The 20,043-nt window shown below is 59.9% G+C and carries 18 protein-coding genes and 1 pseudogene; 8 read left to right on the top strand and 11 right to left on the bottom strand.

Annotated elements, in window-relative coordinates; all coding sequences use genetic code 11:
- The first annotated feature begins 340 nt into the window (after window positions 1–340).
- Complete coding sequence (locus tag GCU68_RS07865) at window positions 341–1,243, top strand: NAD+ synthase (RefSeq protein WP_152940469.1); 903 nt, start codon at window positions 341–343, stop codon at window positions 1,241–1,243.
- A gap of 78 nt (window positions 1,244–1,321) precedes the next feature.
- Here GCU68_RS07865 and GCU68_RS07870 read toward each other — a convergent pair whose 3' ends face one another.
- The 7 genes from GCU68_RS07870 to GCU68_RS07900 form a co-directional block, all read right to left on the bottom strand.
- Entirely contained in the window at window positions 1,322–1,735 is a 414-nt protein-coding gene (locus GCU68_RS07870) for a hypothetical protein (RefSeq protein ID WP_152940471.1), read from the bottom strand.
- A 47-nt stretch (window positions 1,736–1,782) separates the two neighbouring features.
- Window positions 1,783–2,076 carry a MarR family transcriptional regulator gene (locus GCU68_RS07875; protein WP_008161972.1) on the bottom strand — a complete coding sequence of 98 codons (294 nt, stop codon included), beginning with the start codon at window positions 2,074–2,076 and terminating at the stop codon, window positions 1,783–1,785.
- 194 nt (window positions 2,077–2,270) lie between these two features.
- Window positions 2,271–3,881, bottom strand: a complete 1,611-nt coding sequence (locus GCU68_RS07880; protein ID WP_152940473.1) for a long-chain-fatty-acid--CoA ligase — start codon at window positions 3,879–3,881, stop codon at window positions 2,271–2,273.
- Window positions 3,882–4,054: 173 nt separating this feature from the next.
- Window positions 4,055–5,230: a DUF5305 domain-containing protein gene (locus GCU68_RS07885; RefSeq protein WP_152940475.1), complete on the bottom strand. Its 1,176-nt coding sequence runs from the start codon at window positions 5,228–5,230 to the stop codon at window positions 4,055–4,057.
- 155 nt (window positions 5,231–5,385) lie between these two features.
- On the bottom strand, window positions 5,386–6,555 hold the full coding sequence (locus GCU68_RS07890) for a signal peptidase I (protein ID WP_152940477.1): 1,170 nt from the start codon (window positions 6,553–6,555) through the stop codon (window positions 5,386–5,388).
- A 103-nt stretch (window positions 6,556–6,658) separates the two neighbouring features.
- The gene (locus GCU68_RS07895) at window positions 6,659–7,789 is read right to left on the bottom strand and encodes a CARDB domain-containing protein (RefSeq protein WP_152940479.1); all 1,131 of its coding nucleotides are present in this window, start codon (window positions 7,787–7,789) and stop codon (window positions 6,659–6,661) included.
- A 77-nt stretch (window positions 7,790–7,866) separates the two neighbouring features.
- Window positions 7,867–8,418 carry a hypothetical protein gene (locus GCU68_RS07900; RefSeq protein ID WP_227014980.1) on the bottom strand — a complete coding sequence of 184 codons (552 nt, stop codon included), beginning with the start codon at window positions 8,416–8,418 and terminating at the stop codon, window positions 7,867–7,869.
- Between the two features lie 480 nt (window positions 8,419–8,898).
- On the opposite strand from GCU68_RS07900, the gene GCU68_RS07905 reads away from it, so the two are divergent.
- From GCU68_RS07905 to GCU68_RS07925, 5 genes are all read left to right on the top strand, one after another.
- The gene (locus tag GCU68_RS07905; protein WP_152940481.1) at window positions 8,899–9,732 is read left to right on the top strand and encodes a bactofilin family protein; all 834 of its coding nucleotides are present in this window, start codon (window positions 8,899–8,901) and stop codon (window positions 9,730–9,732) included.
- Between the two features lie 129 nt (window positions 9,733–9,861).
- Window positions 9,862–10,404 carry a DUF7344 domain-containing protein gene (locus GCU68_RS07910; protein ID WP_152940483.1) on the top strand — a complete coding sequence of 181 codons (543 nt, stop codon included), beginning with the start codon at window positions 9,862–9,864 and terminating at the stop codon, window positions 10,402–10,404.
- Between the two features lie 212 nt (window positions 10,405–10,616).
- Entirely contained in the window at window positions 10,617–13,043 is a 2,427-nt protein-coding gene (locus GCU68_RS07915; RefSeq protein ID WP_152940485.1) for a DUF7289 family protein, read from the top strand.
- Between the two features lie 112 nt (window positions 13,044–13,155).
- Window positions 13,156–13,479, top strand: coding sequence for an EMC6-like membrane protein (locus GCU68_RS07920; protein WP_152940487.1), 324 nt, complete (start codon window positions 13,156–13,158; stop codon window positions 13,477–13,479).
- Window position 13,480: 1 nt separating this feature from the next.
- Window positions 13,481–15,295 (top strand): ribosome biogenesis/translation initiation ATPase RLI, encoded by a 1,815-nt coding sequence (locus tag GCU68_RS07925; RefSeq protein WP_152940489.1) that lies wholly within the window; start codon window positions 13,481–13,483, stop codon window positions 15,293–15,295.
- A 69-nt stretch (window positions 15,296–15,364) separates the two neighbouring features.
- On the opposite strand, the gene GCU68_RS07930 is transcribed toward GCU68_RS07925, so the two are convergent.
- The gene (locus GCU68_RS07930; protein WP_152940491.1) at window positions 15,365–16,132 is read right to left on the bottom strand and encodes a hypothetical protein; all 768 of its coding nucleotides are present in this window, start codon (window positions 16,130–16,132) and stop codon (window positions 15,365–15,367) included.
- Between the two features lie 268 nt (window positions 16,133–16,400).
- Window positions 16,401–16,922 (bottom strand): archaemetzincin family Zn-dependent metalloprotease, encoded by a 522-nt coding sequence (locus GCU68_RS07935; RefSeq protein ID WP_152940493.1) that lies wholly within the window; start codon window positions 16,920–16,922, stop codon window positions 16,401–16,403.
- A 39-nt stretch (window positions 16,923–16,961) separates the two neighbouring features.
- Between GCU68_RS07935 and GCU68_RS07940 the strand changes: the two genes are divergently transcribed.
- Both GCU68_RS07940 and GCU68_RS07945 read left to right on the top strand, forming a co-directional pair.
- The gene (locus tag GCU68_RS07940; protein ID WP_152940495.1) at window positions 16,962–17,366 is read left to right on the top strand and encodes a UPF0146 family protein; all 405 of its coding nucleotides are present in this window, start codon (window positions 16,962–16,964) and stop codon (window positions 17,364–17,366) included.
- 118 nt (window positions 17,367–17,484) lie between these two features.
- Entirely contained in the window at window positions 17,485–18,144 is a 660-nt protein-coding gene (locus GCU68_RS07945) for a metalloprotease family protein (RefSeq protein WP_152940497.1), read from the top strand.
- A gap of 120 nt (window positions 18,145–18,264) precedes the next feature.
- Here GCU68_RS07945 and GCU68_RS07950 read toward each other — a convergent pair whose 3' ends face one another.
- A complete protein-coding gene (locus GCU68_RS07950) occupies window positions 18,265–18,990 on the bottom strand; it encodes an RNA-guided endonuclease InsQ/TnpB family protein (protein ID WP_394352481.1) in 726 nt (241 codons plus the stop codon).
- Between the two features lie 188 nt (window positions 18,991–19,178).
- Window positions 19,179–19,871, bottom strand: a pseudogene (locus GCU68_RS07955) (RNA-guided endonuclease InsQ/TnpB family protein); the annotation flags it as partial.
- Between the last annotated feature and the right edge of the window lie 172 nt (window positions 19,872–20,043).

Below are 20,043 nucleotides of genomic sequence, written 5' to 3' on the forward strand. Positions count from 1 at the left end.
AGGTGGGGATTACGCAGCGTGGAATATCCAGCTGTGCCATCGAACGGTGGACTGTGAAGGGTAGTATCGGATTCATCCCCGCGCTAACGCACGGGGCTTTCTCCTTGACTTTCCGTAAGCGGCGACCTGCTCTCGTCCTATACGAGCAGTTGCCTTTCTCGCGGTTGAGTTCGCATTCGTAGTCTTCCCCGAGAAAGAACAGTGGATTCTATACCAGATCCCGGCACTCAACGACTGATTGTTTATCAATGACACACTGATCTACTAGCTGTTTAAGGACCAGGCATTTATACAAGACGAATGTTTGAATCGAGTATGGATAAAATGGAGTTTGATCGCTATGGGCGCTGATAGACAGACGATCGGGTACTCGAATGCCGGAACGACGATGGGATCGTTCATTACGGACCCCGACGGCCTCGAGCGAGCGCACTCGCGGATCGTCGACGATATCCGAACGACGGTGGACAACGCGGGCGCACAGGGTGCCGTGGTCGCGATGAGCGGTGGGATCGATTCCACCGTCACGGCGGCGCTGGCCGTCGAAGCACTCGGCAGTGACCGCGTGCTCGGGCTGGGGCTGCCCTGTCACAAGAGCGAACACCCCGGCGTCAGCGAGGCCCGGACTATCGCGGACGGGCTGGGCATCGAGTTTACCGAGATCCAGCTCCGACCGTTGCTCGAAGCGTTCGAGGAGACGGCGGCGTGTGCCCTCGAGGCCGACGTCGAGACGGACGAGGACGGGCGGCCACACGAGCGCAACCACGCGCTCGGGAACGTGATCGCGCGACTGCGGATGTGCTGTGCGTACTACACGGCGAACCGCCAGCAGCGACTCGTCCTCGGGACGGCGAACCGCTCGGAGTGGCTGCTCGGCTACTTTACGAAGTACGGCGACGGCGCGGCCGATACGTATCCGCTCGGTGACCTCTACAAAACGGAGGTGCGAGCGCTCGCGACACGGATCGGCGTGCCACGCCGGATCGTCAATAAAGAGCCGACGGCTGGGTTCTGGGCCGACCAGACCGACGCCGACGAACTCGGCGCGTCCTACGACGTGATCGACCCGCTGTTACAGCGGCTCGTCGATGATGGTAAGTCGATCCCCGAGGCCGCGGCGGCACTCGGTATCGACCACGAAACGGCACGCTCGCTCGCGTGGCTGTGCGCCGAAACGCAACACAAACGAATCACGCCGCCGACACCCGGCATCGGCGATCGGGACGTCAGCACCAGCCGATAGCGTACTGGCTGTCAGGCGATATCTCTTACTTGAGTCGCCGAAAACGGGTGGACGCACGATATCTCGCGTATCGTCCGCTCAGGTGCTGGCTTCGATGCGATACAGATTCGGGTTCCGCCACCAGAACAGCCCCCACGACAGCATGAATCCGGCAGCCATCGCGGTAATATCCTGGATGAATCGGGGGAGACCGATATCGATGACCGCGACGAGTGCGATCGCCGAGCCGATCGCCGCACCGACAACGACGAACACCAGATCACCGGCGATGTGTTCTTGGCTCTGCTCCCAGTATGGCTGACGTTCTTCGTCGTACCAGACGCCGATGTAGATCAACACCGGCGCCATCGACGTGATGAGTGTAATGACGTGGTACTGTTCGGGAACTCCGATCCGCTCGAGCACGGCGACGTTGAGAACGTTCGCGACGATCATCATCGCGAACAATCCGACCAACAACCAGCCCCACCGCGGGAGCCGTTCTTTGTCCATGCTCGAAGACGGGTACCGCCGCAAAATAATCTGCCGCTCGCGCTCGGTTACTCCGCGCAGCAGGCGTCCTTTTTCGGGGACTCGTCGACGCCGTTGCCGTCGGCTGCGACCGGTTCCTCGAGTCGATAGAGACTCTGCCGAGCGTCCGCAAAGTAGATATCCTCGTCGACCATTCCGATTCCTTCTAGGCGTTCGAGTGCGTACCGGACGGTCCGGGCCGAAAGCATCGATTCTTCGACGATCTGTTTCTGGGTCAACGGCCCATCGTACTCGAGAACCTTGAAGACGAGTTTGGCGCTCGGTGGCAAGTCTTCGATGTCCTCCCCGTCGGTCTCTGCCATACTACGAATCGAACGTCCCCAGCGTCATAAAAGTTGAGCCTTACGAGGAGTTCTTGACATGAAAAATTCCGAGACTTTGTGGCTGGTAAAGTACGACGAGAACGCTCGTACAGCCGCATATCCTGTCCTGACTGGCTGGTCAGATAGTGGCGGATCTGCACCAACCGAGAACCTCGCTGCCGGCTCCGGTGGCGTCATCCTTCGCCGATCATCCGGTCTTCGTCTTCCCACTCCTGCTGGCGCAGTTCATACTTCTGGGTCTTGCCAGTCGCCGTCTTCGGCAGCTCCTTGACGTACTCGATCCGACGGACGACCTTGTAGCTCGCCAGTTGCTCGCGCGAGAACGCGGTCAGTTCGTCCGCCGACACGGGTGGGTCGTTCGGATCGCCGTTTGCGGGCACGACGAACGCCTTCGGCGTCTCACCCCACTCGTCGCTGGGTGCCGGGATGACGGCCACGTCAGCGACCGCGTCGTGGTCGAACAGCGTGTCCTCGAGTTCGATGCTCGAGATGTTCTCCCCGCCAGAGATGATGATGTCTTTCTTGCGGTCACGGAGGGCGATCATGCCGTTCTCGTCGACCGTCGCGAGGTCGCCCATGTGGTAGTAGCCCTCGAGGCGGTCGTTGAACGCCTCTTCGGTCTCCTCGGGTTTGTTCCAGTAGTGGTCCATCACCTGGTTGCCACGGACGACGACCTCGCCGAGCGTCTGGTCGTCGTGTGGGACGTCGTCGCCATCCTCGTCGACGACGCGAACGTCGGTGCCGAGGACGCCCATTCCCTGCCGTTTCTTGATCTCGAAGCGGTTCTCGTCGTCGATGAGGCGCTTGGCGTCGGAGATCGTAATGAGCGGACCGGTCTCGGTCGCGCCATAGAGGTGCTTGAGATACCAGTCGAACTCGTCTTCGACGGCGCGGATCGTCGCCTCTGGTGGCGCGCTGCCGGCCGTGGTCACGCGAACCTGATTGTCGCCGCTCATCTCGGGCTCGTCGTGTGCCTCGTAGTAGTCGATCAGCTGGTTGAGCACCGCCGGTGCGGCACAGAGGATCGACACGTCCTCGGACGTGATCGAATCGACGACGTCGTCGGCGTTGACACCGCGCGTACAGACGTGGGTCGCACCCATCCCGGTCACCGCGTAGATGTGCCCCCAGCCGTTGACGTGGAACATCGGCAACGTCCACAGATAGACGTCGTCGTCGGTGATCTCGTGGTAAATCGTCATCAGATAGGAGTGGATGGTCTCCGTGCGGTGTGTCCGACAGACCCCCTTCGGATCGCCCGTCGTCCCCGAGGTGTAGTTGATCGTGATGATCTCGTCTTCGTCCATCTCGGGCTGGTCGAACGCGGTGCCCGCGTCCTCGAGGACGGTCTCGAAGTCTTCCCACTCCCCGTCGACGACGTCGGCGTCGTTCGTGATGAACGTCTCCGTGGGCACGTCGTCCCGAATCGCCTCGACCTTCTCTGCGTGTTCGTAATCCGCGTAGATCGCGTCGACGCCCGCATCCGAGAGGATGTACTCGTAATCGTCGGGCGTGAGCCGATAGTTCAGCGGCGTAAACACCGCGCCGATCTGCATTGCCCCGTAGGCCGCCTCGAGGTGGTAGTGTGTGTTCGGATCGAGCACGGCCACCCGGTCCCCTTTCTCGATACCCCGCTCCTGGAGCGCCGCCGAAAATCGGTCGACGCGCTCACCGAGTTCGTCGTACGTGAATCGATCACCATCGACGCCGATGACGGCTTCCTCGTCGCCGTAGTACGTCCGCGCTTGCTCGAGGAAGTCCGTGACGATGAGTGGTGTTTCCATACATGGCAGGCTTTCGCCACCTCTTTGATACATATTTTGATTACAGACTCCCCGGAGACGCCACGACGTACCCGACTCTTCGGACTGGACCACGATACAAACGGTGTCGACGCTGGCCGACCGTCTCTGAGTCGAGTCACACCGGCTCGACCACTCGAGCCGTCCGGAACCGATCAGAGTTTCTTCCAGACGTCTTCGTCGTCGTCGAACCCACCCTCGTCGGGATCGCCGAACTCGTCTCTCCCTTCGAGCTCTAACTCGTCGGGCGAAAACGTCGGTTCTTCGTCGGCCGGCCGGGACTGTTTCTGGAGGTTCAGCTCCGGCCACGCGGTCTCCTCCCAGAGCCCGCGCTCGCTGTAGTAGTAGACGACGTCGTCGCCGACGACGGCGAACAGCCCGCGCTGGCGGTCGTGGACGACGCGTTTGTTCGTGTCAATCGCGACGTCGACGACGTCCTCGAGTGTATCGAGCGAGATGTGGTAGTCGCCGACCCACATCGGAATCGAGCCACGCGAGATCCACTCGGCGTAGCGCTGTTCGTGGACCGCACGCCGAGCGGCCTCCTCGTCGACCGGGGCTCGCCGCGCGACGAACGCGGCCCCCACGAGTGCGAACGTCCCCAGCAGTGAGAGCCCGGCGATCGTTCCGAGACTCCGCGATTCGGTGGTCTGTTGGGTGCCCGTCTGATAGGTATGGCTCTCTGACACCGACAGCGACTCAGCCAGCCAGTAGGCGTCGTCGGTCACCTGAAACGCCGTCGACGCCTGCTGTGTGCCCTGACTTCTCCCGGTGTCGTACTCGACACGGAACGCCAACTCGAGGTCGACCGAGCCGACGCCCGAGAGTTCTCGCTCGAGTTGGCGCTGGCGGTCGCGGTAGGAGTCGACGTCGATCGTCGCCGTCGACGTTGCGACGCCGTCCTCGACGGGTGGCGATTCGTCGATGACGGTGTGGGTCTCGTTCCAGAACGACTCGCCGTCTCTGGTCGCGTCGAACCGAAGGATCAGTTCGTGGTGGACGTCGGCGTCGTCGATCGCCCCCTCGGTCTCGTCTCGCAGGCTGGTCTCGGGCTCGAGGGTGAGCTCCGGCGTGGCGTTGCGCACGTAGACGCCGCTGTTCTCGAGGCGGTCGCCCTCGCTCCAGAGTTCGCCGTCCCGCACGACGACGGCACTCGTCCCGACGTTGCTTTCGACGTGTTCGTCGCCGTACTGCGTGGTCGTCTCCGTCGTCGGATTCGCAACGGCCCAGCCCGTCGCGCCGAGTGCAAGCGCACCGACGACGATCAGTGCAATCGTGATTAGGCGACCGTACTGGGCGAGTACTAACTCGAGTCGTGGATTATCGATCACTGTTCGGATACCCCCGTCGACCGGCCCCACCGGTTTGCTCCCCTCCCTAATCCGTATCCGACCTGTTACAACGGATCGGAGAGCGGACTCACATGCGTACATTCACTTTTTGCAACCATTATAACGATGTCGGCCACCTCTGCCCGAGCAGGCGGTCAGAGCCACTTCCGAAGCTTTCGCTCGAGTCGAGTCGACAGCGGAACGTGTGTGCCGGCGGAGCGAAGGCGCAAATCACCGCGGCCGAACACGACGAGGACGATTACGACGGCAACCCCGACGATGACTCCGTTGACGGCGGCGATCGCGACGAGGGGATGAAGCCCGTGGAGCCAGACTAAAAGCGCCGGCGGCAACACAGCGAGATAGCGGTACTCGCCGACATGGCGGGTGTACTGGCCGGTCGTCTCAGGTGCCGTCAGCGAGACCGTCGTCTCTCCGCTCGAGCGAATCCCGACCGTCTGCCAGGGTGGGTCCGTCTCGACGTTGTTACTTCTGGCTTCGTGGACGACGACGATTGGGAGGTAGCCCGCGTTATCGATCGTCCGTGTGAGTTCGCCCGTCTCACCGGGGGCGAGGATCTGTGGATTATCCTCGGGCGTTTCGGTACTCACGACTTCGTACTCGGTGGTACCCGACGGCACGACCATCGCTGCGGTCGCGAACGTCACGAACACGAGCAAGACCAGCCCGAGCGTCGTCCAGAACGCGAGCACGTTCTCCCGAGAGCGCGAGCGCCGCTTCTCGCGTCGTGCAGGCCCGATTCGCTCGAGGAGCACGCCGAACCCGAGCAGGGCGATGCCGACGGCGACCAGCAGCGAGCCGGTCCCCTCCGAGTCGGGCGACGTTGTCAGCCCGAGAATCGGGCCGATCGTCCCGACAGCTGCTGCTGCAGTGTTCTGAACACCCATGATGGCCGTCCCAAGGTGTGGGATCGTGACGACCTCGCCGTTTACCTGCCATGCTTTGGCAACGATCTGGCCGTCCGTGACGTGGGGTTCGCCGCCGTCTTGGTCGGTAAACGGGTTGGCGTCGCCTTTCGTGATGTATCCTTCACTGGTCTCGCCGACGACGCGATGAGTTGTCAGCCCGCCGCCGTGAAGCTCTCGCGCGTCGAAGACGACCACATCACCGTCCGCGACCGACCCCGAAACGGCGGTCGGGATCGCGACGAAGCCGTCGCCGGCGTTCATCGTCGGCTCCATACTGCCCGTCGCGACGTACCCGAGCAGGATCGGCTGTCCCAGTAGCTGGCCGACCAGCAACAACACGATGGCAAGTGCGACGACGACACCGAACACTCGCTTGAGGAGCGTCGTTGACGTCATTGGCTCGTCCTACGGACGTTCATGGAAACCTGATTGTTCAACTATACTGATATTCGGAGTCGATCATCTTAAACACCTTGTGAGGTGTCTCAAGTCGCCACGCTTACCTCGAGACGAGCGCCCACCGGCGGTTCGCCGCGGCTGCCAAGAACAGGAACCCGGCAGTCATCGGTGGGGCGAGCGCTGCCGTCGTCGCCGCCGAGAGTTCGCGGTTCTGAAGCGTGAACGGCTCTGGTTCCTCGACCGTAATCGAGCCCGCCTTGACGCCACTGACCGCGATCGCGTACGTGCCGGGCTCGGTGAACTGCCGGTCGAACGTCACCATCCGCTCCGAGTTCGGCTCGAGCGTCACCGTTCGCGTATCGACGACGATGCCGTCGACGGCGAGCTCGAGGGTGCGATCGACTCGCCTCTCCGTGGGGTTCCTCACCGTCGCCTCGACCGTCGTCGTCTCGCCCACCGTGAGTTCGCTGTCGGCAACCGAGGCGTCGAGCACGTCGATCGGCGGCCCCTCGGCGGTGACCGATTCGGTCCGCCCGTCGACGCCGATCTCGTACGTGCCGGGCCACTGTAGCTCCCGTTCGAAGACCACCGAGGTCGTCTCGCCGGGGCCGATCTCGAATGTTTTCGTGTCGACGGTGATGCCATCGACGGTCAACGTGGCCGTCCGCTGTCTCGTCATGGCCCCGTCGTTCCGGTAGGTCGCGTTCACCGTCACGGTATCGCCCGTCCCGACGGTCGTCCGATCGAGTTCGACGGCCTCGAGTTCGACATCGGTCGGCTCGTCATCCTCCTCGTCGTCCTCGTACCGGACGTGGATCGTGAACGTCTCGGTGCCGCTTTCGGCGAGGTGCGTATCGATCGCTACGCCGATGCTCGTCGTCTGTCCGGCCGTTGGCTCGAGTGGGTTCGACGCCGAGACGGTCGCCGAACGGTCGCCGTCCGCGTAGAACTCGAGGCCGTCAACCTCATTTTCGATCCAGATTCGCTCGACGGCGTCGTCGTTGACTGCAATCGTGAAGACCCCATCCGCGCGTGTGATCGCACGGTCGTTGAGTTTCTCGAGGTCGAGTCGGAGGTCGCCGTCTTCGATTGTGGAGTAGGAGGAGGTTGGCTCGAGGACGACGTCGTCGGCTGTCGTGTCTTCACCCACCGTGATTGCTACTGTTGGGACTGCCAACGCGAAGAGAAAGCAGGCTGCGGCGGCAGTGAGGAGGATCTTGGTGGATGGCATTCAGAATTTCTTTTTCGACGAACAGCGTCATTAATCACTTATTATTGTCTGTTCAAGAGAAGGTTCGATAAGTTCGTTTATTGTCCCGATGGAACCGCTTCGATAGTGATTTCTCCTGGAATATCGTCTTCTGTTGGATTATTTACGCCAGTGAATTCAAACACAACATTGAATGTTTCACTGGCCTCTGGTGAGAGTGTGAGGATATTTCCAGTAAGGGTGTTGTCAGTGTCCACAAAGTTCATTCCAGACCCCTCGGCAATACTATTACTGTTGACAAGAAGATCATTTTCATTTGCATCCTGAATCGTGATGTCAATGTCGCCGATATCGGGATCACCGGTATCGGGACTTGGGTCATTGTTGGTAATCGTGAGAGCTTCAGAAAATGTGGTCACTGCGTCAATGTTAATATCAGCGTCAAGATCAAATTGGATAACATTCTCGGTCCCACCGGCAAGATCACCACTGACGTCTAATCCAAGGAGTGCCGCGCCGTCACCCTCGGTACTGATGTTCACTGTCCGATCCGCACTCACGCTGCTAAACGCACCAGTGCCCAGTGCAGCTCCGCCGCCCGCGACGATCGTTCCCAGTCCAACTAACACATTGCGTCGGTTCATGCTCATGATTGTAGTCTCCATGTAACCACGCCGCGACCCTCGCCGCTGGGTCCGGAACGCGGTTCTTGCTCCTCCCTTGGAATCCCACCCACTTTGTATTGAGTACCGAGACACTGTTCAAGCTTGATAATACCCGTTGCAGCAACACCGCAATCACCTTCAAGACCGGCCTGAACGGCCGAAATCGGCCGTCTCGAGTATTTGGACTGCTGTCAGGTCACATACTCTCGAGCGACACGACATCTCGAAACACCCGCAGCTGTCGTACGCCTATTGCGTCCGGGGCAATCGGCGACACTTGAGACAGATGATCGACTCCGATGGCGTCCCATAGTGAGTCGAGGCCAACCGATATATGATCTTTTGTGACAGTACAGTGTACTTATATATGCCCGTCTCGTAGCTATTATACGGATACAGATGTCCGAGACGGGAAATTGAGCCAGTTCGCAACATCTGGGATTATCACACATACAGTACTCCAACATGACACGTCCTTTCACAGGTATTGCGATCGTGTTCATCCTCCTCGGCGTAGCGGTTATGGCCGGGCCGACGTTCGGCTTCGACACGATCGCCGCCGATCGTGGTGTGAGCGTCGCGACGGCCGACGACTCGAGTGCCTATCTCGGCCTCGAGGACCGTTCGGGATCGGCGGCGATCGACTCGCCCGCGGATTCAACGGTCGTCTACACCGTGACCGACAACTTCGGCGGGGCTGATCCGGCTACCGTCGACACATCGGTCGTTCGGATCACCGACGACAACAATGACCCGGTCACGTCGACGGCGCTTTCGGCGACAGTCCAGCCCGGCAGCGAGGCCAATACGTTCGACGTCCAGCTTGCATGTGACGATGCAACGTCGCTCGAGGGATCTTACTACATCCTGTTACAGTTTGTTGCGTCGGACGACGGCTCGAGTGTGGACGCGACTCGAGAGACGGCTGCCCTCATACCCGTAGACTGTACTGCCGAGCCGGTCGAGATCACAGTTGACGAAGACGGCGACGTCACTGCTGGGGGCGACGTGACCGTCGACAACAACGTCGATGTCGGTGGCAACATCAGCAGCGGCGGGTCGGTGACGATCGACAACAACGCGAACGTCGGCGGAGACATCGTCGCACAGGGCGATATCACGATCTGGAACAACGCCATCAGCGGCGATCTCATCGCCGGCGGTAACGTCGATATTCGGAACAACGCCGAAATCGACGGTGATGTCATGGCTTGCGGGACCGTCACCGTCGGGAACAACGCGGTCGTCACTGGGACGATCCTCGAGAATCAGACCGATCTGCCCGGCATCCAGTGTTGACGCTGTTATCCGTGTGATGGGTGGCTGTAGAACCGATCCCGTGCCGTGCTCGAGCGCGATTCTCACGAGTTCGTGATAGTACAGTATACTTATTGGTTGTGAGTCTCTTAATTCTAGACAGACACTGAAATGGCGACACAGGTAGCGAATCGGTCAGATCCAGATCAAGGGGAAATTTTCGATCTACTGAGTAATCAGCGCCGTCGCTACGCGATTCATTACTGCAAGCGCGAAGGCGAGCCCGTCGAACTCGGCGACCTCGCCGAACACGTCGCCGCCTGGGAACTCGACAAAGAGATAGACGAACTTACATCGGCCGAACGCAAGCGCGTCTACACGTCACTCCAACAGACGCACCTGCCGACGCTCAAGCGCGCCGACATGATCGAGTTCGATGACCGAACGATCGCGCTAACTGACCACGCCTCGGAGTTAGATGTGTATCTCGATATCGTGCCGGCGGACTCGATTCCGTGGGGGCTGTACTATCTTGGGCTGACCGTGCTCGGATCAGTCGTGATGGCTGCGCTGTGGCTCGAGGTCGTACCAACGGAGACGATCCCCGAACTCGGCTGGGCGACGCTCGTCTTTGCGTTGTTTGCGGTCTCGGCAGTCGTCCATGTTGTCCAGAGTCGGCAGATGCGACTCGGGGAGATGGAGCGACCACCGTAATTCAGATTCGGTCTTACTCTTATTTTAGTCGTGTGTGCGTCTCGAGTCGCTCCCGACGGCGACACGGTGATCCGTCGCTTTCACGGGTGATAATCAAGCAGTCACTGTAGGGGATTCGTCGCGTTTCAAGCCATTCCTGATATCCTGACATAAATTCTTCTATACTTTAACGTCTGTGGGATATATAATATACTTCTTCGATAGCTTAGTAAATGACTCCTCGGACACACGCCGATACTCGATCAGAACCGTCCGCTGATCGAGGCGGTGCACCGATCATCGGTATCGTACTACTCTTTGGAATGGTACTGGCGGGTGCAGTACTGGTCTTCGTTGCCGCGGGGCCACTGTTCGATGCATTAGAGAGTCAAAGCGACCGAGAGCGCGCAATTATATACATGAGTCAAACCGATAAGGCGCTCTCGACAGCGACGTTTTCGGATGGATCACAACCGATCGAGGTGCCACCCAATGCCGACATGTCAATCGTTGATGACGGCTCGATAGAAGTCGTCTGGTACAATGCCTCAGATACTGATGATCCACCGTGGGATGGGAACGGGGGATGTGTTGCTCCTGAGAGCGCTTCGGGTGATCTAAACGCACTCGAGTACGACCTCGGTGATCGAACGATCATCCACCAGGGTGGTGGTATCTGGGAGCACAGTGGCGGCGACTCGAGGGTCGTCTCAGAGCCGACTATTGAATACAGCAATGGCTCGGACGACGACACCGGGTCGCTTCGACTCCAAATCATGCAACTCGAGGAGGGAGACGTTGGCGGGTCCGAGCTGGCTGCGATGGCAGACCACAGCAAGGCAACGGCACTGACATCCGAAATCCAGGCGGCAGCAACGGAATGTGACCAGACGGATATCGCATTCCGAATCGAAAGCTCGTACCACGACGCGTGGTACGACTATCTCGAGGGGACGCTCGAGGACGGTGCAGAGGTCACTCACAACCAAGGCAGTGTCGAAGTGGTGATCGAGGGGATCAGAGAGTCGAGTGAGCCGGTGTCGTTCATCGTCGAGGAAGATCAGGGACTCAAAGAACCGAACGGAAAGTCAATCTTGCCACAGGTTATTGAACCGTCTCAGAACTTTCGAGTCGGTGGCGTCATCAAAAACGTCGGAAGCACAACGGAAACGCAGACTGTCTCTGTTTCGATTTGGGGAGACGATCCTGAAGATGAATACGAGAGAAAGAACGAGACGATCGAAGATCTCGGTCCCGGCGAGACGGAAAACATCGGCGAGGAAGCGGGCGGTGGGACATTCATTCACTTCGCACCAGGAGAGTTCAAACATAACCTCACACCCGGCGAGACGTACAATTACACGATTTCGACTGAGGACGACGCAACCGACGAACCGGGGTCGTTCTACTATGGCTACAAAGGAACACAGTTCGAACTGTCGAATCCGGACGCGACAGTTGCTGGAAACGTCACAGTCTCCGCAGATCTTCACAACAGGGGCGTCAACGATGGCAATGAAAAACTGACGCTCGAACTCGAGTATCTGGATGAGCTACCGGACGAACTCGAGGATGACCCGTATGCAGACCCGATCGACGCAGGAACTGTTGAGCGATCGTTCGGCGAGAACGGGACTGTCGAACTGCCTATTAATCAGAGTGCACTCATCGATGGCGAGTACGAAGCGACGATACTGACGGAAGATGATGAGGAGACAGTGACGTTCAATGTCACTGCCGGCGTCGATCCAGGTAGGGTTGGGCTCAATGATATCGATAACGCAACGGTCGATATTTCTATTCTGAGTTCGCAAGTCTCCGGCTTGGGTCTGAACCATCAACTCGGAACGATGACCCTTGAGGTCCTGACCGAACGTGACGGGGAGACGTACACGGAGCACGTGTTCGAAAACCCCGAAGGTGGTGACAACATAAACACGTATCCTGCGTGGCAAAACAAGAGCCACCACGTCTACAATACAACGATCGAAATTGAGGGACAGGCGACACTAACGTTGGCATCGAAGTCGTACGGTCTGCCCGGAAATACAGCAGGCTGTCACCGGCAATTGGATCCGTCTCGGTACCACTGGTACTGTGAGGACTTCGACGCCTCGTCGACGGACTATCTCGTCGAACCGGTTGATGCAACCGCTGATGAACAGGAACAGAATCTCAGAGTTCGAACTGCGGCAGATAACGGTTTGCCGGCACTACAACCAGGAAACGACGAACAGGAAAGCGTCGACGAAATCCTTGCAGATCTCTCCGATCCGGCCATCGACCGTGACGGCCTCTGGGAGAACGGTGAACTGGACCTCAAGGATAATGAGTTCCTCTTCCTCTTTGAGACTACGACCGAGTGTGGAATGCCCGACTCTGGATGTGCCACGGATACCGATGATATCGATGCGCTCTGGGAGAGTGCGCAGGAGGCAAGCGGCGCTGGTGATCCGAACTTCAACGACCTGATTGTCTACGTCAAAGTCAATCGAGCGGATGTTAATCCTGGAACACCGAGTATCGAGATTATCCCTAGCAGTGGTGATGAGACCGATGTCGGACCGGGAGATTCCGATAAAAGCGGAATGGATGGTTCTGGTACGGTAGTTGACAACTCCGATGTCGATATTGGAAGCGATCACATTGTGATCGGTTAATCAACTGGTCTCATCGGACTTCTACTGGTCGCCACTCGAGCCACACCACGAACTGAACACACCTCGAGACCAACCCGAACGCCTTTTTAGGCCCGAACGCGGACATCGAGCCATGTCGACCGAATCGATCAGCGACCGACGCGAGCATCTTCGCTCGATCAGCGTGACGGCACTGTCAGCGCTGCTCGGCGTTGCCGCGGCACTCGCCTCGATGGCGATCACGGGCGATCTGGGCCCGGCGGAAGCCGCTGGAGATACACGAGCGCTCATGCTCGTCGCAGGGGCGATCCTCGCGCAGTTTCTCCTCTACGATTTCACCGGAATCTACGGTGAGGACGAGTTCGGGGTGAAACACTACCTGTTCATCACGTTCATGACGTTCTCGCTGTGGTTCGTGACGTGGGGAATATTGCTTACCGCGGAGGCAACGGTATAGAATGGCAGACGACAGCATCGCCGTCGTCGACTTGGATCGGTGCCAGCCCGACCGCTGTAGCTACGAGTGTAAGAACTACTGCCCGCCGAACCGCACCGGCAAGGAGTGTATCACACTTCGCGGCGAGGAGACCACTGAGGGCCAGCCCGAGCAGATCCACATCTCCGAGGAGATCTGTCTCGGCGAGACCTGCGGGATCTGCGTCGAGAAGTGTCCGTTCGACGCGATCGAGATCATCAACCTCCCGAAGGAGTTGCAGGACGATCCAGCCCACCGCTACGGCGAAAACGCCTTCTCGCTGTACGGACTGCCCGCGCCACAGGACGGACAGGTCACCGGTATTCTCGGCCCGAACGGGATCGGGAAGACGACCGCCGTTCGAATTCTCGCGGGCGAACTCGAGCCCAACCTGGGCCGTCACGAGGAGTCGCCCGGTTGGGACGAAGTGCTCGAGGCCTACCGCGGGACGGAACTGCAAGACTACATCGCAGACGTCCGGGACGGTGAAGTGACCGTCGCCCGAAAACCCCAGTACGTCGACCAGATCCCGAACAGCTTCGACGGCAACACTCGCGAACTCCTCGAACGGACGAACGAGCGTGACGCCCTCGAGGACCTCGTCGAACGCCTCGAGATCGGCCCGGTGATGGACCAGTCGATCGACGACCTCTCCGGTGGTGAACTCCAGCGGGTCGCCCTCGCGGCGACGCTGGCTCGAGACACGGACTTCTACTTCTTAGACGAAATTACGCCGTATCTCGACATGAGCCAGCGGGTCACGGCGGCACGACTGATCCGCGACCTCGCCGAAGAGGAGAACAAGTCGATGCTCGTCGTCGAGCACGACCTGGCGATCCTCGATTTGCTCGCAGATACGCTCCACGTCGCCTACGGTGAGCCCGGTGCCTATGGTGTCATCACGGCACCGAAATCGGTCCGCAACGGGATCAACGAGTACCTCGCTGGCTATCTCGACAACGAGAACATGCGGATTCGGCCGAACCCGATCGAGTTCGAAGAACACGCGCCGCGAACCGAATCCCGAGGCGACACGCTCGTCGAGTACCCCGACCTCACCAAGAGCTACGGCGACGGCGAGTTCACCCTCGAGGTCGAAGGCGGCGAGATCCGCGAGAACGAAGTGCTCGGCATCGTCGGTCCGAACGGGATCGGGAAATCGACGTTCGCGAAGCTGTTGACGGGCAACCTCGAGTCGGATGCCGGCGACACCGACCTCGATCTGGACATCTCCTACAAGCCCCAGTACGTCACCATCGACCAGCCGATGCGGGTCGACGCCTTCCTCTCGTCGATCACCGACCAGTTCGGTTCGTCGTACTGGAACACCGAGATCGCCCAGCCGCTCCAACTCGAGCGCATCATGGAGCAGAACCTCTCGGATCTCTCCGGCGGGGAGCGCCAGCGGGTCGCCATCGCGGCCTGTCTCTCCGATTCGGCGGATCTCTACCTGCTCGACGAGCCCTCCGCGCATCTGGACGTCGAACAGCGCGTGCAGGCGACGAGTGCGATCCGACGGTACGCCGAACAGCAGGACGCGACCGTGATGGTCATCGACCACGACATCTACACGATCGACCTACTCGCGGATCGGCTGATGGTCTTCGACGGCGAACCCGCCGTTGCCGGTCGCGCCGGTCAGCCACAGCCGATGCGCGACGGGATGAACGAATTCCTCGCGAACCTCGACGTTACGTTCCGCCGCGACGAGCGAACCTCGCGCCCGCGGATCAACAAACCCGACTCGCAACTCGACCGCCAACAGAAAAGCGAAGGCGAGTACTACTACGCGCCCTGAGCTAGGATCTCGGGCCCGAAGGCTGCACGACGTCGCCGATCGGCTGCCGAACGTTTCGAATCGCACGCCTCACTCGCCGAGGAGCACCGCGAGTCCGAACCAGACGAGGATGAGCCCCGGCAGGGCGAAGCCAAGGACGGTACTCGAGACCGAAAGTCCACCAGTCGCACCGACGACGGCACCGCCAGCCGCGATGATGCTCCCGAGGACGACCAGTCCGGCAGCGATGACGCTGGACGCCCTCTCGAGTGTGCGCTCGTCTTCCTCGGTGGGGCGCTCGAGCGGATCGACCAGCCGCCATCTTGGAGCCGTGTTCTTCTCGAGTCGGTATCGGTCGCTGAGCAGTGAGGCGACGACAGCGTCGCTGGCGGTTCGAATCGGGGTCGCCCACCACTCCTTGTCGTCCGCCCGTGGCTCATCGTCTATTCGATCCAGATAGATCGGTTCGCCGACGAGGTGGCCGATCGACGCGGCGTCGTAGCCGACGTCCTCGACGATCCGTGCGAGGAGGAACCGCTCGGACCAGGGGATCGGCTTCTCGAGCGTGAAGACGGTGACGTCGTCGTGTGGGAGCGTCACCTCCAGTTGAACCGTCCGCTCGTCGATCGACTCGAGGCCGGTCACGCGCCCTTCGACGTACCCGTCCGGCGTCGTCAGCAGGTCGATCCGGCCGAGTTCGTCCTCGAGGGCGCGTTCGGGTGCGGTGGTGTCGGCTGTGCCATCCGTGCTGGACTGATGGTCAGGCTTGCGGCCGTCGTGAGCCGGTCGGTCCATCCCCGACCACGTCTCGCGTTCGATTTCGATCTCGATTTCGTCGTCGTCAATTGGCCCTGTCATCGGTTTCACCTCCGTCGTCGTCGACGAGTGCCGTGACTAGCCGAAGGCTGCACATCGGTCGCCTGGAGTAGGTCCTCTCGTAGCACGGCGAATCAGATGACCAGCCTACGGTGTCCATGCAGTAAACGGTTGTTCCACCCCCTTCCTGCGATCGATCCCGACAGCACAACTGCGTCGTCAGTGTGAGAATTAACCGCGCTACTCGGTGGTGTTGTGTCCCCACATAACTCGGCAACAGTAGTCCGGGTGACGGGTGGCGTTCGTCCTGTCAGCTAATCAGTCGCTGACAGCTCCCACAGAGGTTCTCCTCTTTGATGTCGACTTCGCGAACCGTCGGCGAGAAGTTCATCACACAGCGGTTGTTGTCACAGTGTTCGAGGCCGTAGGTGTGGCCGATTTCGTGGACGATTTCCTTGCGGACGCGATCCTCGAAGATGTCGACGGCGCTCTGGTTTGAGAAGCCGCCGTCGCTCGAGGTCTGGAGGCGGTAGGTTGAGATGACACTGCCGCTGCCGTCGAGGTAAGCGAGTCCGAAGACGTAGTTTCGCCGTCGGTAAAAGAGGTCATGTGGCGTGATCGCGATGTTCTTGTCACCACGACCGACACGTTCGGCGAGTTGAATGAACGTTTCGGCGGTGTACTGGTTCCGGTCGGCATCGTATGCGCCGTTGGGGACTGACTGGGCGTCGTTGATCGTGACGTCGCAGTCGTAGACCGATCGCAACGCGGCCGAGGCCGCCCGCTTGACGTTCGCGGAGACATTGCCGACCGGCACGATATCGACGAGCATGGCAAGTGCTATGTCCGCGGGTGGCATAAACGTCCCGCCGTGGTACACTCTCGCCGGAACGTGGAGACGTTGCTCGGTTCGCTCGCCGCGTATGACCGCGTCATAGAAGTTGGAATAGGTCGCCGAACCGACATCGCGGCGGCACTCGCCGCACGTGACGTCTCCGTTACCGCAACCGACGTTCACGACCGCGACGTGCCCGACGGCGCTCGATTCGTCCGCGACGATATCGTCGATCCTGACCTATCGGTCTACACCGACGCGGACGCGATCTACGCGCTGAATCTCCCGCCGGAACTTCACCAGCCGGCGCTCGAGGTTGCCCGCGCGGCCGACGCCGATTTCCTCTTTACGACACTGGGTGGGGACCAGCCGATGGTGCCGGTCGAGCGCCGAACCATCGAGTCGGGGACAGTGTACGTGGCTCGAGCGACCGAGCGGTGACCGATAGCCAGCCTCGCCTGCTGTCGAGGGGGCACAGCACGGGCCACATGCCGCGCACGGCGATCACTGACCACCGTCCGACAGTATCTTAGGAGTAGTCACGAGAATTGATGTATCGATGTCCGCCGATGCCGTCCTCGTTGCTGTCGCGGTCGTGTTCGCACTCACAGTGCTCGCGATAGCAGTCATCGGAATCGGGACGCTGTGTTGGGTTGGACTGCAACTGCTGACGCTCCCAGGCGTCGTCGTCCACGAGTTCGCACACAAGCAGGCCTGCGATCTTGTCGGCGTCCCCGTCATCGAGGTCGCATACTTCAGATTCGGTGATCCGCCGGGGTACGTCCGTCACGCCCATCCCGATCAGTACCGCAAGTCGTTCGTTATCAGCGTGGCGCCGTTTCTCGTCAACACGGTCGTCTCGTTCGCCGCGTTTTTCGCTCTCGCTGTGCTCGTGACCGCGGTCGTCGGGAATCACGTCTCGGTCGACTTGCTTGCTGGCCTCGAGACGGCCTCGAGCGAGATGCTCGTCCTCGCAGTCGTGCTCGGTTGGCTAGGCCTTTCCGTCGGGATTCAGGCGTTTCCGAGCACCGGCGATGCGAACACGCTCTGGGTTCGCTCGCGGTCGGAGTGGCGACGATCGCCGATCGTCCTGCTCGGGGTTCCCGTCGTCCTCGTGATCTACGTCGCGAATCTGCTCTCGTGGCTCTGGGCTGACGTGTTCTACGCACTGGCACTCGGCGTCACCGCCTTCTATGCGGTCAGTGTGCTGCCGATTTGAAACCGCTGCCCGTAGTGCGATTGTCGAGACGCTGGGGCGGATTCGAGTGAGTCCGACGTGACATGATTTTGACATCCTCCACGCCGTAAACGACGTGGAATCCCGACCGCCGTTGAGATATTACGGTTTACAGTCCACGACCTGTTCTCGCGGGGCGAAACGGCCCTCGTTACGATCGAACAGATGGACTGAAGGCTGTGCCAACCAGCCGTTACTCCTATCCTCAGAAGGACTCGGAGTTACTTTTCGGCGGATGTTCTCCGCACCGTTCACGTCCGCGTTCGCCACCGTATCACACTCCTCACAAACGTACAACCCGCGTTCAACACGCTGGTTGCCGTCCTTCGTTCCGCAGGCCGAACACGTCTTTGAGGTATCGCGTTCGGACTCCACCGTTACGTCGATCCCTTCGGCTTCCGCCTTGTACTCGAGTATCGACGTCAAGCGGTCAAACGCCCACCCGTGAAGGTCGAGATTTCCGTGTTTGCCCCAGTTGCAGGACTCGCCGTTATCGTCGTCTCGGATACCGCCGAGATCACCGATGACGATCGTCCCGACACCCCTCTCGACGCACTCCGAAACGATGTGTTTTGAGAGGGTGTGCAAGAAGTGGGTTCGGCGTTCCGTGCGCTTACGGTCCAACCGAAGCCGCTCGTTCGACCGGCTGTCGTCGCACTTCGCTTTCTTTCGTCCGAAGAGCTCTGGTGAATCGCTAGAATGCGACGACCTCCGGTGCAAACTCACGTCGCTCGAGGCGTCACGCTGGAACAATCGTGACCGTTCCCTCACGAAATCCGGTGGTGACGACCCGATTGATTGATTGATCTCAGAGAGACTGCAAAACACTCCATCCCGACGCAGTTTGGCGATTCACCAGAGCCCAATATAGAGAATCCCGTTCCTCTATTCAAGACAGATGAGTATCTCACTACTCAGTTCAACACTCGAGGGTGCGATCACAATCGTTACAACGTGACGCCTCGAGTGACGTGAGTGCTCTCCGAAGGTCGCTGCCGTCTAGCGATTCACCAGAGCCGTCCGAAGTAGTATTCGTCCTCTTTCAGCGCGTTTCCGGGGAAGAGGATTGATTCACCACCGAACGAAAGCGCGGCAACGTTCGAGATGCCGAGGTCGATCCCGGCAGTTTCGTCTCCCGGTGGTTCGGGATCAATCGACTTTCGGCAGATGAAGTGGAGTCGCCACTCGTCGTACTTGTGGACGGCCCGAACCTGTTGGATGTCCCACTCGGAGAGGTCTACGTCAGGACGTAGCTCGTACTCGCACAGCACGAAGTCCGAGCGGTGTTCCTTCAGGTTCCGTCCTTTCGAGAGGCGAACGCGGGTGAACTGTGCATCATGCTTGAAGCCAGCCGCTTTGAACGACACAGTAGAACGCGGGTGGGAATCACCGCGCTTGCGGTAGCCGGGCGGTCGGGCACGGCTATCGCCGTTCCGACGCTTTGCGAACCAGCCGTTGAACGCTTCAGCGAGTTCTTCGAGAACGCGCTGACTGGATTGAGAATGAAGGTCCGTGTAGCGTTCGTGACCTTTGAGTTCGGATTTGAGTTCCCCGTCATCGGGGATCTCGCCCGTTTCGTCCCACTGCTCTTGTGCGTAGTAGCGACCGACGTTCCAGAGCTTCGATGCAGCCCGTCCGAGTTGATCGAGGTCGTCACTCACCTGCCGTGGGTTCGTGATCGACGCCTCGAATGTTCGGTGGGTTCGCATCGGATTCTGGACTCATAACCAGTTATGAAACCCGAGAACATAATAGAACCGATTCAGTATAGAATATCCGGCCATGCAACAGGCGGTGGATTGTTGCATCAATTGACGGCGCGTATCCACGCCCTGAAGGGCGTGGTATTGCGCCTGTTCAGCGTATAATAGTCGCTGAACG

The organism is Natronorubrum aibiense (assembly GCF_009392895.1).
GTDB classification, from domain to species: Archaea; Halobacteriota; Halobacteria; order Halobacteriales; family Natrialbaceae; genus Natronorubrum; species Natronorubrum aibiense.